This window comes from Psychromonas marina, assembly GCF_030161115.1.
Classification (GTDB): Bacteria; Pseudomonadota; Gammaproteobacteria; order Enterobacterales; family Psychromonadaceae; genus Psychromonas; species Psychromonas marina.
The window spans coordinates 53,609-70,755 of the sequence record NZ_BSPQ01000025.1; the positions used below are offsets into that span (position 1 = coordinate 53,609).

19 protein-coding genes are annotated in these 17,147 nt (G+C 38.6%); 6 read left to right on the forward strand and 13 right to left on the reverse strand.

From position 1 onward, the window contains the following. Positions 1–194: 194 nt before the first annotated feature. From rplA to QQK09_RS18110, 10 genes are all read right to left on the reverse strand, one after another. Complete coding sequence (gene rplA / locus QQK09_RS18065) at positions 195–899, reverse strand: 50S ribosomal protein L1 (protein WP_284205581.1); 705 nt, start codon at positions 897–899, stop codon at positions 195–197. Positions 900–903: 4 nt separating this feature from the next. After that, entirely contained in the window at positions 904–1,332 is a 429-nt protein-coding gene (rplK, locus tag QQK09_RS18070; protein WP_284205582.1) for a 50S ribosomal protein L11, read from the reverse strand. 369 nt (positions 1,333–1,701) lie between these two features. Next, complete coding sequence (gene nusG / locus QQK09_RS18075; protein ID WP_284205583.1) at positions 1,702–2,250, reverse strand: transcription termination/antitermination protein NusG; 549 nt, start codon at positions 2,248–2,250, stop codon at positions 1,702–1,704. 15 nt (positions 2,251–2,265) lie between these two features. Further along, positions 2,266–2,646 carry a preprotein translocase subunit SecE gene (gene secE / locus QQK09_RS18080; RefSeq protein ID WP_284205584.1) on the reverse strand — a complete coding sequence of 127 codons (381 nt, stop codon included), beginning with the start codon at positions 2,644–2,646 and terminating at the stop codon, positions 2,266–2,268. Between the two features lie 293 nt (positions 2,647–2,939). Next, on the reverse strand, positions 2,940–3,605 hold the full coding sequence (locus QQK09_RS18085; protein WP_284205586.1) for a DUF1007 family protein: 666 nt from the start codon (positions 3,603–3,605) through the stop codon (positions 2,940–2,942). Between the two features lie 59 nt (positions 3,606–3,664). Beyond that, positions 3,665–4,414 (reverse strand): hypothetical protein, encoded by a 750-nt coding sequence (locus tag QQK09_RS18090; RefSeq protein ID WP_284205587.1) that lies wholly within the window; start codon positions 4,412–4,414, stop codon positions 3,665–3,667. Positions 4,415–4,614: 200 nt separating this feature from the next. Then, entirely contained in the window at positions 4,615–5,628 is a 1,014-nt protein-coding gene (gene gpsA, locus QQK09_RS18095; RefSeq protein WP_284205588.1) for an NAD(P)H-dependent glycerol-3-phosphate dehydrogenase, read from the reverse strand. Between the two features lie 33 nt (positions 5,629–5,661). Then, a complete protein-coding gene (secB, locus tag QQK09_RS18100; RefSeq protein WP_284205589.1) occupies positions 5,662–6,147 on the reverse strand; it encodes a protein-export chaperone SecB in 486 nt (161 codons plus the stop codon). Between the two features lie 96 nt (positions 6,148–6,243). Beyond that, positions 6,244–6,495, reverse strand: coding sequence for a glutaredoxin 3 (gene grxC / locus QQK09_RS18105; protein ID WP_284205590.1), 252 nt, complete (start codon positions 6,493–6,495; stop codon positions 6,244–6,246). Between the two features lie 3 nt (positions 6,496–6,498). Further along, positions 6,499–6,927 carry a rhodanese-like domain-containing protein gene (locus QQK09_RS18110; RefSeq protein WP_284205600.1) on the reverse strand — a complete coding sequence of 143 codons (429 nt, stop codon included), beginning with the start codon at positions 6,925–6,927 and terminating at the stop codon, positions 6,499–6,501. Between the two features lie 191 nt (positions 6,928–7,118). Between QQK09_RS18110 and gpmM the strand changes: the two genes are divergently transcribed. The 4 genes from gpmM to panM all read left to right on the forward strand — a co-directional run bounded on the left by gpmM (position 7,119) and on the right by panM (position 11,255). Next, positions 7,119–8,648, forward strand: a complete 1,530-nt coding sequence (gpmM, locus tag QQK09_RS18115) for a 2,3-bisphosphoglycerate-independent phosphoglycerate mutase (RefSeq protein WP_284205591.1) — start codon at positions 7,119–7,121, stop codon at positions 8,646–8,648. 105 nt (positions 8,649–8,753) lie between these two features. Next, positions 8,754–9,971 (forward strand): murein hydrolase activator EnvC family protein, encoded by a 1,218-nt coding sequence (locus QQK09_RS18120; protein WP_284205592.1) that lies wholly within the window; start codon positions 8,754–8,756, stop codon positions 9,969–9,971. Between the two features lie 16 nt (positions 9,972–9,987). Continuing rightward, positions 9,988–10,818, forward strand: coding sequence for a divergent polysaccharide deacetylase family protein (locus QQK09_RS18125; RefSeq protein WP_284205593.1), 831 nt, complete (start codon positions 9,988–9,990; stop codon positions 10,816–10,818). 14 nt (positions 10,819–10,832) lie between these two features. Beyond that, on the forward strand, positions 10,833–11,255 hold the full coding sequence (gene panM / locus QQK09_RS18130) for an aspartate 1-decarboxylase autocleavage activator PanM (protein WP_284205594.1): 423 nt from the start codon (positions 10,833–10,835) through the stop codon (positions 11,253–11,255). 45 nt (positions 11,256–11,300) lie between these two features. On the opposite strand, the gene QQK09_RS18135 is transcribed toward panM, so the two are convergent. The 3 genes from QQK09_RS18135 to QQK09_RS18145 form a co-directional block, all read right to left on the reverse strand. Continuing rightward, the gene (locus QQK09_RS18135; protein WP_284205595.1) at positions 11,301–11,897 is read right to left on the reverse strand and encodes a DUF4136 domain-containing protein; all 597 of its coding nucleotides are present in this window, start codon (positions 11,895–11,897) and stop codon (positions 11,301–11,303) included. A gap of 14 nt (positions 11,898–11,911) precedes the next feature. Continuing rightward, positions 11,912–12,895: a tRNA dihydrouridine(20/20a) synthase DusA gene (gene dusA, locus QQK09_RS18140; protein WP_284205596.1), complete on the reverse strand. Its 984-nt coding sequence runs from the start codon at positions 12,893–12,895 to the stop codon at positions 11,912–11,914. A 275-nt stretch (positions 12,896–13,170) separates the two neighbouring features. Next, entirely contained in the window at positions 13,171–14,658 is a 1,488-nt protein-coding gene (locus QQK09_RS18145; RefSeq protein WP_284205597.1) for a lytic polysaccharide monooxygenase, read from the reverse strand. Between the two features lie 437 nt (positions 14,659–15,095). On the opposite strand from QQK09_RS18145, the gene QQK09_RS18150 reads away from it, so the two are divergent. Together QQK09_RS18150 and QQK09_RS18155 are read left to right on the forward strand one after the other, a co-directional pair. After that, positions 15,096–15,542: a transcriptional repressor gene (locus QQK09_RS18150; RefSeq protein WP_284205598.1), complete on the forward strand. Its 447-nt coding sequence runs from the start codon at positions 15,096–15,098 to the stop codon at positions 15,540–15,542. A gap of 24 nt (positions 15,543–15,566) precedes the next feature. Beyond that, entirely contained in the window at positions 15,567–16,031 is a 465-nt protein-coding gene (locus QQK09_RS18155; protein ID WP_284205599.1) for a chemotaxis protein CheX, read from the forward strand. Positions 16,032–17,147: the final 1,116 nt, after the last annotated feature.

Consider the following 17,147-nt stretch of genomic DNA (forward strand, 5'->3'; position numbering starts at 1 on the left):
TAGAATAATTCTTTCTGGGGTCCGGCACCATCTACGTAGGAAATTAAGCAAGATAATGTAAAACATCATGTCACACCTACGGTCTCAGAAGGGACCTAAGGCCCTCCAAAGTAAGGCGACAAATTATACAGACAATTTATCGACTTGTATAGCAACAGTTTCACAATCAAATTGTGAACTGTCGCTATAAAAAATTACGCTACTACAGTATTTAAAGACGCTTGATCAACTTTGATACCAGCACCCATAGTTGTAGATAGAGAAACTTTTTTCAAGAATACGCCTTTAGCGCCTGATGGTTTTGCTTTTTTAAGCGCAACTAAAAGTGCTTCAAGGTTTTCTTGGATTTGTTCAGCAGTGAACGATGCTTTACCGATTGTAGAATGGATAATACCATTCTTGTCGTTACGGTAACGTACTTGACCAGCTTTTGCGTTTTTAACAGCAGTTGCTACGTCAGGTGTTACAGTACCTACTTTCGGGTTAGGCATTAGGCCACGTGGACCTAAGATTTGACCTAATTGACCAACAACACGCATAGCGTCTGGTGATGCAATTACAACGTCAAAGTTCATTTCGCCAGCTTTAACTTGAGCAGCAAGATCGTCCATACCTACGATATCCGCACCAGCTTCTTTTGCTTTTTCAGCATTAGCGCCTTGTGTGAATACAGCAACACGAACTTCACGACCAGTACCGTGTGGTAATACAGTCGCACCACGTACGTTTTGATCACTACGACGAGAATCAACACCTAGGTTAACTGAAACATCAACACTTTCGTTGAATTTAGCAGTTGCTAGTTTTTGAAGAAGCGCAACCGCTTCATTGATTTCGTATTCTTTAGTAGCGTCTACAGTGTCACGTACCGCTTTCATGCGTTTAGATAATTTAGCCATGGTATTAACCCTCTACTTCCAAGCCCATTGAACGAGCAGAACCCGCTATACAACGTACCATCGCATCAAGATCGGCACCAGTTAGATCAACTTCTTTAGTTTTAGCGATCTCTTCAAGTTGAGCAACAGTAACTGTACCCACTTTGTCTTTATTTGGAACGCCAGAACCAGATTTGATACCAGCAGCTTTCTTAAGTAAGTAAGAAGCAGGTGGAGTCTTAGTTTCGAAAGTGAAAGAACGATCAGAATATACTGTAATTACTACAGGTACTGGAGCGCCTTTTTCAACTGAATCTGTTTTTGCATTGAATGCTTTACAGAATTCCATGATGTTAACACCGTGTTGACCTAGTGCTGGACCAACTGGTGGTGACGGGTTAGCCATACCAGCTGAAACTTGCAGCTTGATATATGCTTGTACTTTTTTAGCCATGATAATACTACCTATGTTTGGGTGTAACGCTGAATTTTAAGGTCAGCTTCCCGTTTCGAATTTAATGCTCACTTCTAATTCACTGATAACTCAGCAAATAAAAAAGGCGGCAAATTATCCTATAATTCGCCGCCTTTCACAAGTTTTTTTGTTGTTTTTTTGAACTACAGACATAAGCCGTTAGCTGTTAGCTGTTAGTTGTCAGTTTACAACCAGCTGTTGAACGCTTTTTAGTGGCCATAAAACAAAAAAGGGTGAAAGTCCTATTCTCTTTAAAGAGAAGCAGATCTTTCACCCTATTAGCACCCGTGAATATCACGAGGTGCTATTTGACTGATAACTGACAGCTAACCGCTGAAAGCTAATATCCTAGTCTTTCTCTACTTGAGAGAACTCTAAATCAACTGGCGTAGCACGCCCGAAGATAGAAACAGATACTTTTAAACGACTCTTGTCGTAATCTACTTCTTCTACAGTACCGTTGAAGTCAGCAAATGGCCCATCAACAACACGTACAATTTGACCCGCTTCAAACAATGTACGAGGACGCGGAGAATCAACAGATTCTTTCAAGCGATTCATAATGTTCTCAACTTCTTTCGGTGAAATCGGAGCTGGACGCTCTTTTGTTCCGCCAATGAAGCCCATCACACGGTCAGTGTTTTTAACTAAATGCCAACTTGCGTCGTTCATAGCCATTTCAACTAACACATAACCAGGGAAGAATTTACGTGAACTTGCTCGTTTTTGACCAGCACGCATTTCAACAACTTCTTCAGTTGGCACTAAAATTTCGCCGAAATGTTCTTCCATTTCGTTTAATTTAATATGCTCGATTAACGTTTTTTGCACACGACCTTCAAACCCTGAGAAAGCTTGTACTACGTACCATCTTTTCTTTTGTACTTCTTCTGACATATTAAACCCTTAAACTTAAATAGCGGTGGTGATAAACGCAACAACACGTACGAAGATACCGTCAAGGCCCCACAGTACTAAACCAACAATCGTTGATACTGCTAGAATAATCAGTGTTGTTTGCACTGTTTCTTGGCGTGTTGGCCAAACCACTTTACGTACTTCTAAACGTGAATCTTTTGCGAATTCAATAAATGTTTTACCTTTTTCTGTCAACGCTGCTGAAAATACAGCAAGCGCAGCCATAACAAGTAGCACTAGAACACGAGCAACAACATGCACCGATTCTCCGTACATGTAATTACCAACGATAATAGCGATTAATAATATAATGGTTACAGCCCATTTTAGTCCATCCATTGAACTGCTGCTGCTTTCGGTATTTGTTGCGTTCATAACTCATCTATCCAGTGTTAAATATTAATAATACCCATCAACAAGATTGCCAATAAGTACGGTATAAACTAAAAAAGGTCATACCTAAAAATAAAGCACGTCAGTATAAGGACTTTTAGTCATTTTGTAACGCGCTAATCTTGGGTTTTTATTAAAAAATGTTCTTTTATAATACCATCTCCTCTACAAGCAATACAGTGCAGGGGATGTAGTAAAACTAAGCAATCTAGTTATTATGCCTAAAATGTGTTCAATGTCGTTGATTACAAACAAAAAGTACTTACTAAGTAACTTTAAAGGCAATTGATAGTAACCGATTGAGTAAACATTTCACCAAATTTACTATCCCCCTGTGCGTCTATTGGAAGTGATGAAACATAAGCAATTTGCTCACTGGTCGTTTGTGCTTCAACCAGTTTTAGTTGGCAATCTGCATGAAAAGACTCACTCAGCTGCAGGTCATCTTTTTGTAACCAAAGAAAGTCAACATAGTAAGTATCTTCATATATTTTTAGTGTTAAATCGGTCAAAGGTAGTGCTAGCGGTTGCTCTAGTTCAAGAAAGAATTGTAACGTAAGTTTGTAATCTTCAAGCGTCAACGTAGCTTGATCAGGCTCTTTAAAATGAAGCCCACCACCCTGATTTTCTAAATGGGTGTAATAACCTTCATTTTTAATGTTACTTAACATCTCTGCCGCTAATGCTTGTAATACCAACGGTTGATTGTCTGCACTTAAATCTTCTCCCGCTAACGCGTCCGACGTTGTTATAAGATCAAAAGTCCAGTACATTCTCAAACCAGAAAGTTGACGACTATCACCCTCTAACTCTGTTAATACTGAAACCCATGAGTGTGGGTGTGCTTTTGCTTCGCTAATATGAGAAAGAATAATGAGGAAAAGCAACCATAAAATAGGCTGAAAGATAGTTGGATGAACACGAAAATACGAAGGTTTCATAAATAACAGCCTGAATAAATAAGAGGTCTAACAAGACCTCTTATTGTAACTCATTTTATTTAATTAAATTGGTACGAGTACGCAAAGCCAAATACAGTATCTGTACCAAAACTGTTATCCATATGCGCAGTATAGGTGCTGATAGAATGATGTTTGCTCAGCGTATAACCTAACCCTGTTCCTACACCATAACCACGATAGTCATTCGACCCCATCGATCCTAGGCCAAACATAATCCATGTTAAATCTGGCATCAGAGGTTTAAGTGCAAAAGCACCAACATACCCACTGTGAGCTTCACTTGATACAAACATGAAATCAGGATTTAACGGATCATCTCTTCCTGCAGAACAGTCTTCAATTTCTTTTTCGCACATCACTTCACCATCATTATAGGTATAACCAGCCATTGGGAATATTTGCATCCCAAACGGTTCAATACCAAAAGAACTAAGTGGTACAAATGTGCCAACGCTATAACTATTTTGTTTAGCACCCGTCGTGAATTCTTTTTGTCCAAAACTAAAGTTAACAATACCAATATCAAATAACCACGATCCACCGATTCGCCAATCAGAACCATCTTCATTTACACTGGCGTTGATTTTACGGATTGGATCCAGCGCTAAAGAGCCAGAAAAAGTCATACGGCTATTATCTAAATCATAATTATTCTTATAGCTAACACCTATCTTTGTTGTTACTTTAGTTGGGTCTTCCGACAACTTATCTTGCGCATTTTTTTTATCTACTTCAGCAAAAGCTAAAGCAGGAAGTAACAGCAAACTAACGGATAGTTTTTGTTTCATATTTCTCTCTAATGTATACGCTAATAACGTAATAATTTTGATTCAGAATAGTGATGCGAGAGAAAAGATTATACTTACAAAGAGATAGATAAAGAGAGGTCGTTCAGCAAAGATTAATAAAAAAAAAAGCTTCAGTAGTGAAGCTTTTTATCTAAGTAACAACTATAAAACATCGTTACTTTTTAAGTTAACTCAAAAGGTTATTCACCTTTCTTATCACGTGATAATAAAGCAATAGCAGCCTCTTTTACCGCTTTATGTTCATAAAGCACATAATAGATTTGCTCACAGATCGGCATTTCAATATCAAAACGCTTAGCAAGGTTATACACCTCTTCAGTATTTCGATAACCTTCAACTACTTGCCCAATTTCAACCTGGGCTTGATCAATCCCTTTACCTTGCCCAAGCGCTAGACCAAAACGGCGATTACGAGATTGATTATCGGTACAAGTTAAGACTAAATCACCTAAACCCGCCATTCCCATAAATGAAGCTTCTTTAGCACCAAGTGCAGCGCCTAAGCGCGTTAACTCAGCTAAACCACGCGTGATCAATGCTGTACGTGCATTCGCACCAAAACCAAGGCCATCAGCCAGTCCAGCACCAATCGCGATAACATTCTTAACCGCCCCACCTAACTGAACAGCAGTAAAATCATCGGATATATAGGTTCTAAAGTTACTTTTATTATGGAAGAAATCAGCAATATCCTGGGTAAATCCAGCGTTATTACCTGCAACTGCAACCGCTGTTGGCAAACCTTTCGCAACTTCCATTGCAAAAGTAGGCCCGGAGATAACGGCTAGGGGATAACTATCTCCCAATATTTCTAAAGCAACTTCTTGCAATAAACGCCCCGTTTTCGCCTCTAAACCTTTAGTCGCCCAAGCGATGCGATGCTGTGGCGTTAGCAAAGGTTTAATCTGCTCGAGTACTAACCCAAAAACATGGCTAGGCACAACTAATAATAACGTATTCGTTGCCGCGATACAGGTTGCTAAATCCGCTTCTGCAGTGAGTAGCTCAGGAAAACAAACACCCGGTAAAAACTCTTTATTTTCACCGTCTTTTTGTAAGCGATCGATATGATCAGCTTCATGTCCCCAAATCAATGTTGGGTGACCATTGCGCGCCAAAGATACAGCAAGGGCGGAGCCATATGACCCCGCCCCTAAGACTGTAATGGCTTTGTCTAGCTTATCAGTAGCCATTCAAACCCCTAATTTAATTTGTGCTTAGATCGTTTAAGAATCTAATTTTGCACTTTCTGCAGCTTGTTCTGCTTCAGCTTGCTTTTGCATCATTGCATTTTGAAAAAGTGCATCAAAGTTAACAGGTGCAAGGTTAAGCTGTGGGAAAGTACCACGTGTTACTAAGCTTGAAACTGTTTCGCGTGCGTATGGGAATAAAATATTAGGGCAGAAAGCGTTTAGGCAATGCGCCATTTGTGCACCTTCGATTTGACCTACAGAGAAAATACCTGCTTGCTGTACTTCACATAGGAAAGCGATATCTTCACCTACTTTTGCAGTTGTAGTCAGCGTTAAAACCACTTCAAAAACACCATCTTCTAATTTCTGGCTTTTAGTATCGATGTCCATAGATACTTCTGGCGCCCACTCTTTTTTAAAGATAAGTGGTGAATTTGGACATTCGAAAGAGATATCTTTTACAAAGATACGTTGAATGTTGAATTCGATTTGTGGTGCTTGTTCTTGTTGTTCTGCCATGTTATTCCCTTTTTAAATATTGATATTTATAGTTATTAGCGCAACATTCCTGTCGCATTTATTAGACGCAAAATCCATTGCGAAACTTATTTTAAATCAATTAGCCAATAGCTTATCAAGTTCGCCACTACGCTCTAGTCCATAAAGCTCATCACAACCACCTGTTGCTTGGCCATTAATCACAAGTTGTGGAACTGTTGTTCCGCCAGTAAGTTTGGTCATATTCGTACGAGCATCGGGTTCTGAAACATTAACCTCGCTATACTCAACCTCTTTATTATCGAGTAATTGTTTAGCACGGGTACAATATGGGCACCAAGCCGTTGTATAAATAGTTACTGAACTCATAAATTACTTCTTCGTTGTTGGTAAATTAGCAGATTTCCACCCACCCATACCTGAAAATAGACTAGTTACCTGCGTAAATTCCGCTTTTACTAGTTTCGCAGCAGCACTTGAAGATCGCGTACCTGATTCACAGACAACTATAATGGGGGTCTGCTTATTATTTTCAATAGCTGAAAAAGTTCCTTTCTCAATTTGTGACAGAGTTATATTTTTTGCATTAACAATGTGACCCTTTTTAAACTCTTCTTCTGAGCGAACATCAACAACAATTGCATCTTGCTTGTTTATTAATAATGTTGCTTCTTGTGCTGTAATGGTTTTAACACCACTGATTTTATCTTTTACTAAGCTATGAATTAGCATTGCAGCGATAGCAACCCAAGCAACTGACAACATCGGATTGTTTGAGAAAAAGTCTATATATTCTTGCATTATTTTGCTCTTTTTAAAGTTAGAAGGAAAAAGTCTGCGCTGATTATAACAAGCTAAATCTATTTTCTTTACTATTAAAGCTAAATAAATTGCGTAAATTTCAGCTTCAATTGATCCACGCAGTGACAAGTATCTCAAATGTAGTAAAATCACATTATTCTATTTTTATTATTAACCTTAAGGGAATCACAATGACTACCGCTAAAAAACCGCTTGTATTACTTATTATGGATGGCTGGGGCTACCGCCCAGATATGCCAGATAACGCAGTTTCAAATGCAAACACACCAGTACTTGATCAACTTTGTAAAGACTACGCAAATGATCTTATCTCAGCTTCTGGTATGGACGTAGGTTTACCAGATGGTCAAATGGGCAACTCAGAAGTTGGTCATACAAACATCGGTGCAGGTCGTACTGTTTACCAAAACTTAACAAAAGTAACTAAGTCTATCCTAGACGGTGACTTTTTTGAAAACGCTACCTTTGTCGAAGCAATTGATAAAGCGGTTAAAGCGGATAAAGCGGTTCATATTATGGGCCTTGCTTCTCCTGGTGGCGTTCACAGCCACGATGACCACATCGTTGCAGCTATTGAACTTGCGGCACAGCGAGGTGCAAAAAAAGTATACGTGCACGCATTCCTAGATGGTCGTGATACACCACCACGTAGTGCAGCTGATTCACTAGCTAAATTCGAAGATACCTACAAAAAAGTAGGTGCAGGTCGTACAGCTTCTTTAGTCGGTCGTTACTACTCTCTAGATCGTGATAATCGTTGGGATCGTGTTGAAGAGGCTTACAACTTGCTTACAGAAGCAAAATCAGCCTTTACTGCTGAGGGTGCATTAGTTGGTTTAGAAGACGCTTACGCACGTGATGAAAATGATGAGTTTGTTAAAGCAACCGTCATTGGTGAAAAAGCAGCGATTGAAGATGGCGACACGTTGTTGTTCCTTAACTTCCGTGCTGACCGTGCGCGTGAAATTACTTATGCCTTCTCTGATGCTAACTTCAAAGGTTTTGAACGCAACGTAACGCCAAACATTAACTTTGCGACACTAACTGAATACGCAGCAGATATTAAAGTACCAGCGGCATACCCAAGTGAGTCTCTTACTAATACGTTAGGCGAATGGTTATCTGATCACGATAAAACACAGTTACGTATTTCTGAAACAGAAAAATATGCACACGTTACATTCTTCTTCAATGGCGGTATGGAAGAAGAGTTTAAAGGTGAAAACCGTACCTTAATCAACTCTCCAGCAGTTGCAACTTACGACATGCAACCAGAGATGAGCTCTGTTGAGCTAACTGAGAAACTAACGGCAGCAATTCGCAGTCAAGAGTACGATGTGATTATCTGTAACTACCCGAACGGCGACATGGTTGGTCATACGGGTATTTACGATGCAGCAGTTAAAGCATGTGAAGCTGTTGATAGCTGTGTTGGCGAAGTTGTTGCTGCACTTAAAGAAGTTGGCGGAGAATGTTTGATCACTGCTGACCACGGTAACGCAGAGCAAATGATCGACCCTGTAACAGGTGGTGTTCATACTGCACATACTAACTTACCAGTGCCATTCATCTACGTAGGTCGCCCTGCAACAATGCAGACTGGTGGACGTTTATGTGATATCGCACCAACAATGCTTAAATTAATGGATATGGAAATCCCTGCAGAGATGACAGGTACACCACTTATTTCATTAAAATAGACACATAGCGCAGTATTTAGTTATTTTACTCAACTTTTTTTACTAAAGTGGGTAAGATTTCTAAATACTGCATTCTAAAAAGTAGAAGATTTAATGAAGAGTAAAATGTTTAACCAAAAAAATCGTAAAAAAAACAATTTATCCACTATCTTACTGAATAGTATATTCTTAATTTCTTTTACTTTTCTCCCAGTGAGCGAAGCATTGGCAGAAAAAAACCTATCTACGCTACAAAAGCAGATTAAACAAAGTAAAAATAACAAACAAACACAAAGCAAGTTACAAGCACAACTAGAAAATCAGGTGGCAACCTCTGAGCAACAAACCGCAGCCGCAAGCCTAAAATTACAGCAAACTGAAGAAGCGATTAATGTTGAATCTAAACGCCTTAGTGATCTTAAAAAAGAAACTGAGCAGTTAAGCATCGACAAAGTTAAACAGCAAAAATTACTTGAACAGCAATTAATAAGTGCTTACATGTCAGGTCAAAATGACCTCGTAAAACTACTACTCAATCAAGAAGACCTCAGTAAAATTATCCGTGCCAATAGCTATTACCACTACTTGAATAAAGCACGACTTGAAAGTATTGAGCAGCTAGAAGCGACTCAATTGAACATTGAAAAGAACCAAAGCGATCAAGCAAGTTCATTGTTAAGCCTACAAAAAATGCGTGATCAGCAAGTCGCTAATACAAATAAATTAAGTGAACAACGAGATAAACGTACCAAAGCACTAAATGAGTTAAAACAAGATCTTAATTATCAAAATGCACGCTTAGCTGAACTTGGTGATGCAGAAAAGAAACTCAAAAAACAACTTAAAAAGCAACGAGCAGCACGAGCAGAGAAAGAGTTAGCCGCTGCAAAAGCAAAAGCAACAAAACAGATGAAGCCTAAGAGTGAAGAGAAAAGTCACTCAAAAATCGCAACGCTGAAAGGTAAACTGAAGTGGCCAATCAGAGGTAAAGTACTGTCTCGCTTTGGCAGTAAGCGTAGCGACCAAGTTACTTGGAAAGGTATTTCTATTGCGGCTAACGAAGGTGAAAAAGTACGTGCTGTAGCAACAGGACGCGTTCTATTTGCAGGTTACTTTAAAGGTTATGGTATGGTGATCGCACTCGACCATGGTGACGATTACATCACCCTCTATGGTTACAACCAAACACTCCTACAAAAAACCGGTGATATTGTTTTCCAAGGTGATGCAATTGCATTAGCCGGACACAGTGGCGGACAAGACAAAAACAGTCTCTATTTTGAATTAAGCCATAAAGGTAAAGCGCAAAACCCACTTCCATGGCTTGAACCAAGTCGTCGTTAGTGCGAGTTATTAACTAATGAAAATAGGATTATCCAGTTTTTTAGTGGGTTTTATTATCTTTTTGCAAGCGAGTGATAGCGATGCAAAACAGCCAATTAAGCTCGCTATTGTACTGGATGATATTGGTTACAAACACTCAGACCTGCAAGCATTAACACTTCCTGCCGCAATTACACTCTCTATCCTTCCCTATACACCCTATGCAAAAAAAATTGCAACAGTTGCACTGCAACAGCAACGAGAAATATTACTGCACGTACCGATGCAAGCTAAACAACATAATGAAAAATTAGGTAAAGGAGCATTGCTACTTGATATGCAAGAAGCGGATTTTAAGGCAGAGCTCAATAGTGCATTAAATTACCTGCCAGCAGCAACGGGTATCAACAATCATATGGGCAGCGCCCTTACCGAACATGTAAAAGAGATGCAGTGGACCATGGAAGTACTCGGTAGTCATGGCTTATATTTTCTAGACAGCCGTACCACGGCAAAAACCATTGCAGAAAACACCGCTAAACTAGCAAACATCCCTGCACTTCATCGCCATGTTTTTTTGGATAATATCAAAACTAATGAGGCGATGGAAAAGCAATTTTTAGCCGCACTAACCTTAGGCAAAAAGGGTAATGGAGTGGTCATTATTGCTCACCCTTATCCAGAAACACTGCAATTTTTAGCCTCTAAATTCAAACAACCAAACAGACAGATAGAATTAGTCGCACTGAAAATGTTATTCTCAACAAGCGAACGGTTAGCAATGACAAAAAAACGTAACCAATTACGCCAAGTTAACAACACCATAGGCAGTGATGCTGTTAACGTTCAAAACAAACAATTACAATAAAAGAAGAATTTATTATGCGTTTATCTGTATTTACACCTGAAAGCTCTGCGCAGCTATTCATTGATCTTCAAAAGTTATATCAAGGTTATTTAAACGAAGAAGAGTTAACTGTGGAGGCTTTAGGAGAATTAATCAATCTGCCAAACAAGCTGTTTTTTGTCACCCTCTTTAATGCTCGACACCTTGGTGCGCTACAAGCATCAATAGAGGAGAATACAGCGCAACTTAATTTATTATGTGTACGAGATATTACACGCCGACGCGGTGTAGGGAAAAATCTATTACGTGAAGTAGAAAAGCGATTGAAAGAGAAAGGTATACAAGAGCTAAAGTTACTTCTTTCTGAAATAACCGAGAGTGAACAACAAACAATGACCTTATTTATGCAGGCTTGTGGTTATCAACTCAATGAACAAACACTAAGCAAAACACTATAAATAAAAAAACCACGCAGGCGTGGTTTTTTTCCATTCAAATAATAATTATTGACCAGCTTGGGGAAATCCCCCCATCATCATATCCAGCACTGCCTGCATATGTTCAGTACTTTCATCTCTGCGATCATTTTCAAAGTCGACAAAACCTTGCATTGCAGAGCGCCAATAAATAAATTCCGCCCTATTATCTAGAACGGCCACTAAAAAAGTGCCCTTTTCATAACGCTTACCGGTTATATCACTATTATTAATACCAGGTAACAAACCAAATCTATCTTGGATTTGTTGGTCGGCTAAATCATCTTCTAAAGCGAAAAGAAAGCCAATAACAACATCAGCCTGAATAGGATCAGGTTGATAAACATAACCTTTTGTTTTTAAATAACGAATGATTTCAGCTCTAATGTGCTCTTTAACCTCAATTTTACTTTGCTGGTTAACTGCCGATAACACACGATTATAATCCTCATTCCAGGTAAAAGTTTTGAATGCAGGTAAAACCTTGTCAGGTTTACCACTGCTCACCACCGTCATGCGATTCGCCTTTTTCACCTGATCTGATGGCTCCACTGTCACTGTAGTACAACCCGACATTATAAAAACAGATGCTATCAAACTCAGTACTAATACCTTTATTCTCATCGTTATCTCCTATCTTAATCTTCAGTAACAAAGGAAGCAGCTTTTTGCATTGTTTCAATGCCCGCTCCTGGAATATGTCCATTTTCACTCAAATGACGTCGCCAAGCACGCGCACCAGGCAACCCTTGGAATAAGCCTAACATATGTCTGCCAATATGATTTAAATATGATCCATCCTTAAGTTGTTGCTCAATATAGGGATACATTTCTTCCAAGACTTCAAATCGAGTTAACACTTTCTCTTGAGAGTTAAATAAACGCTGGTCAACCGTACTCAATAGATAAGGATTAGAATAGATTTCACGCCCAAGCATCACCCCATCGAGATGTTCAAGGTGAGTTTCACACTCATCTAATGTTTTGATTCCGCCATTAATCGCAATCGTTAGGTGTGGAAAATCTTTTTTAAGCTGGTAAACACGATCATAATCAAGTGGTGGCACATCACGATTTTGTTTGGGACTAAGACCACTGAGCCATGCTTTACGGGCATGTACGATAAAGGTATCACAACCTTTATTATGTACTTTATCGATGAAATCACATAGAAACTCATAAGAATCTAAGTCATCAATACCAATACGAGTCTTAACCGAAATAGGCAAATCAGTCGCATCCTGCATCGCTTTTACCGCATCACCAACTAAATCCCCTTCCGCCATTAAACATGCGCCGAAACGACCATTTTGTACGCGGTCTGAAGGGCAACCGACATTTAAGTTGATTTCATCGTAGCCACGTTCTTTGCCCGCTATTGCTGATTGTGCTAGGTCTGCTGTTGCAAAACCGCCTAACTGTAGACATACAGGGTGTTCTGCATCACCCTTTTGTAGGTAATCACCCTTACCATATAAGATAGCGCCGGTTGTTACCATCTCTGTATAGAGTAGCGTTTCTTTACTCATCACACGGTGAAAGTGACGACAATGTCTATCAGTCCAATCAAGCATTGGAGCGATGGAAAAACGGTTTGATGGATAGTTAGTTTCTTTTTTCATATTATTCGTATCTTATTTTTCATGTACGCAGCATAAGGCAATTTTCATTTAATTATACTGGTTTACGTTGTTAAATTTTTATCTTAAAGACACAACAATAGTGTATTTTTGAGTCTTTAATTAATTATCATCAATATTACCATAATGGCTACTATGATGATTGAAAAAAGAACAGCTACAGCAGTGATAATTAAACCACTACAGAGTTAATAAAAAAGCCCTCTTAAAAATTATCCAAGAGGGCCATTAATATTGGTTATCAGTAAATCAGCGTACTATTGCCACACTCCCCACTCGCCTGTAGTACCAGGCTCTTCACCCTGCGTCCACCACTGTGCAGTCCAATTTCGACCATTATGTTTTACAGTATCATTACCTTGATAAACATTCGCCGCGTTCCAATCATTTCCTCCTGGATTTTCACCTGGGTTCTCAACATCTGAACCAGTCACTTCAAAGCTATAGAGGTTACTTGCAGTACCTTGGGAATTAGAAATAGTTAATTTGAAAGTGAGTTCATGGTCTATGTCTGATTGCAATTGTTCCGTGTTAATAATCAGTTCATTGTATAAACCATTTTCAGTGCTGATACTTTGACCACTGAGTTGAGTCCATTCTACATGGTTAAAATCACCTTCAGATTGATTCGGATGCAAAACAACTGTTACACCATGCTCTACATTTGCCACATTTATTTCTTGCAATACTTGCGGCGTAATCACCGCGGTTAAATCTGAATTTTCATCTTTCGGAATGATTGTAAACTGCCCCGAAACACCTTCATCTTTTGAGTTCAAATAGTTTGCATGAAGGTCATTACGGAAATACATATAATGCACCATCTCTTCATGCCAAGCACCAATAAATAGATCACCACCATGGTTTGTTTCGTAATACCCAGTCACTTGAGAAGCTAACAAACGATCCCAGTCAGATTGGTTTTCTTCAGTGATAGTCAAACTAAACGACGCATGTAATCCACCACCTGATTTAAACAGTTCATATTTAACAGCTTCATCAATACTAGGTGTGCTTAAGTGCACATCACTTGGGATGAATTGCTCACCTTGATGTAAATATGGGCCTTCAGGATCAACAGGATCAGTGCCCTCACCTGTGATAGTAATATCGCTGCAGTTATAGAACCCCTCTCCCACTGTATCATCACGCTGCCAGCGTGTATAAAGAATGGCATCTCCAGAGCGTTCAGCTGGAATAGTGATATTCATGCGATATTTTTTATCAGCATCAACGACTACATTGCCATACTCTTGAATAAGATCTAAATCATCCCATTTTAGAGGTTGAGAAAGATCAGCATTTGCTTTTGTTAGATAAAACTCCCAATAAGATGGGTTATGAGGTGCAGTTGCATTAAATACAAATTCAAAAGTACCTGCAGAAACCTCTGTTTTTGTCCACTCAGAATGTGCAATACCTAACCCACGTTTTTGTGAGTCATTGGCATAACATAGAGTACCGTCTGGGATAGCAGCTTTAACTTTATTTATGTCCCAGTAATGGGGAGCAGCAATATTAATCGCGACTTCATTACGCTGAATAAATTGATAAGTACCCGATTCGTTTAGCGCAGCCGCACATGCAGCGTTCGGAGGATTACCTGTCCATAAGCCACCTTGCTCATAACAGATAGATTGACGCGCCTCTGGATATTCCACCCAACCATGGGCAAATACAGAGGTAGGTAATACAAAATACATTGCACCAACAAGAGATGAGATTTTGAAAACTTGATTTTTCACTAATAGAATTCCATTTGTTAAAATTATAATTATTATTATTTATTGTCATTCGCTATTAGCAGGTATGGATAGTAAAGAAACAGCCCGATCACTGCTAAATAATACACACGATGAAAACATGGCTAATATAAATGATGTTACTCACAAGTAAACCACAGGGCGTAAAGCTTAAAGAAAATTTTACCTTTGCAACATCTATATTACATGATAAAAATAAGGTAACTGACACAACCAAAGAGGTAAAATAAATAGCTTCTAATCCATTGAATAAAAAAAAGAAAAAACATATTAAGCTCATACAAAAAACAACAGGATTTAAATAAATTTAAGATTATAAATTGTATTCATTTCAAGTTGTTTGAAGATATATTTTAAAATAAAACTCACTATTGCATATATGCTAAGATGCAACCTCATTGTTAATACGAGTCCTTTCCATGCATAACGCTTTATTACAACGCGCAATAACTATTTGCTCGCAGAAAAAATTGCGATTCACCGCTATTCGTCAACGTGTATTTTTACTCATGCTTGAGCAAAAAGGCGCTGTCAGTGCATATGATTTACTAGAGCAGTTACAAAAGCATGATAGTGGTGCTAAGCCACCAACGATTTATCGTGCATTAGAGTTTCTGTTAGAACATCATTTCATCCACCGCATTGAGTCCTTAAACGCCTACTTAAAGTGCGAACACTTCGGATGCGAGCACCCCATGCAATTACTTATTTGTGAACAATGCAAACAGGTAATTGAATTAAGTGATCCTGTGATAGACAACGCATTTTCTGAGCAAGCTGAGCAGTCGGGCTTTAAAATAACTAATAAAATATTAGAAGCACATGGCATTTGTCATAACTGCCTATATAATGAACCACCTCTATAAAATCAATAATATAAGCGTAAAATTATGAATGCAGAATTTGTAAATCCTTTTTTATCTTCTTTTATTAATGTGCTACAAACGATGGCGCAGATAGAAGTTAAACCAGGTAGACCAAGCCTAAAAAAAGACGCCGTTGCTCGCGGAGATGTTTCAGGCTTGATTGGCATGGTTGGACCGACTGCGAAAGGTTCATTCTCTATCAGCTTTGATAAGAAGCTTGCTCTTAATGTTTTCAAACTGATGGTAGGCGAAGAGGTTAAAGAGATGTCTGATGATATTACTGATATGGTCGGTGAAATCACCAACATGGTATCAGGCGGAGCTAAGAGACAACTCGGAGAGAAAGGCTTTGAGTTTAGTATGGCCACTCCTATCGTTGTAACGGGCCCATCGCATACTATAAAACATCAAGTAGATGGCGCAAAAGTTTTGATGCCATTTAGATCTGAATACGGTAATGCTTTTATTGAAATATGTTTTAATCAATAAATTTATGTGGAGAGTAAAGCTAAGCATTAAATTTTAGACAAAAAAAACCTCCGGATAAAATACATATGCGGAGGAAAACTAAGGAAGAAACTATAAAATTAACTAGTTCATAAGGTTAGTCATTAAGCATTAAGAAAAGTTCATTATGAAATTGTAATAGTTTCGCTATAATTATAAAAATAAAGATATTCAATTAAAATTCAATAACTTAAGATTTAAATTAAATTTCCCCTTCCTCCCATATCAAATTAACATTTAAAATTAAAAAATCGAAAAGCCAAGTTAACGAACTCACAATCACTATAATCTGCAAATGAATAGACACTTCGATAGCTTGCAAAAAAAACACCGTATAAAATACCTAATTAGATGAATCTATATTTATCTAATACCGCCATTAAAATATTGTTATATAGCTAGAACACACTTATACCCACATCTCACAAATGATGATTAAACATTTTTGCTGTACCAATATAAGATTTTTATTTTCATGTTAAGTCATTCTTGCTTCAAAGCGCTAAAACCAAAAAATAAGGTACAACTGTGGGTCGGTCTTTAGGCCGACAATTGGGCGAAGCCCGATATGTATTTTCTTTGTAGGATATATATTGGTATGCAGAGACGCTTGGCGGTGGGTGGACACTGCTCATAAAGCATCACCTCAAATTTCTAAACGAAAAAAGAAGGTACAACTGTAGGTCGGTCTTTAGGCCGTCAATTGGGCGAAGCCCGATATGCATTTTCTCTTTAGGTGATTTATTGATACGCAGAGGCGCTTGGCGATGGGTGGACATTGCTCGTTACCCTTACCTGTCGTAAAACTCGCTATACGCATTGGCCGCTCATCACCCTTGAATATCTCAGAAATGATTATCAATCATTTCTTTCTGTCCCAATAGAAGATTTTTATTTCTATATTCAAGTCATCATTACTTCAAAGCACTAAAACGAAAAAAAGGTACAGCTGTAGGTCGGTATTTAGGCCGACAATTGGGCGAAGCCCGATATGTATTTTCTCTTTGGGAATTTATTGATACGCAGAAGCGCTTGGCGATGGGTGAACATTGCTCATAAACCTGTGCTGTCGCACAATTCGCCCTACTATCACATGAT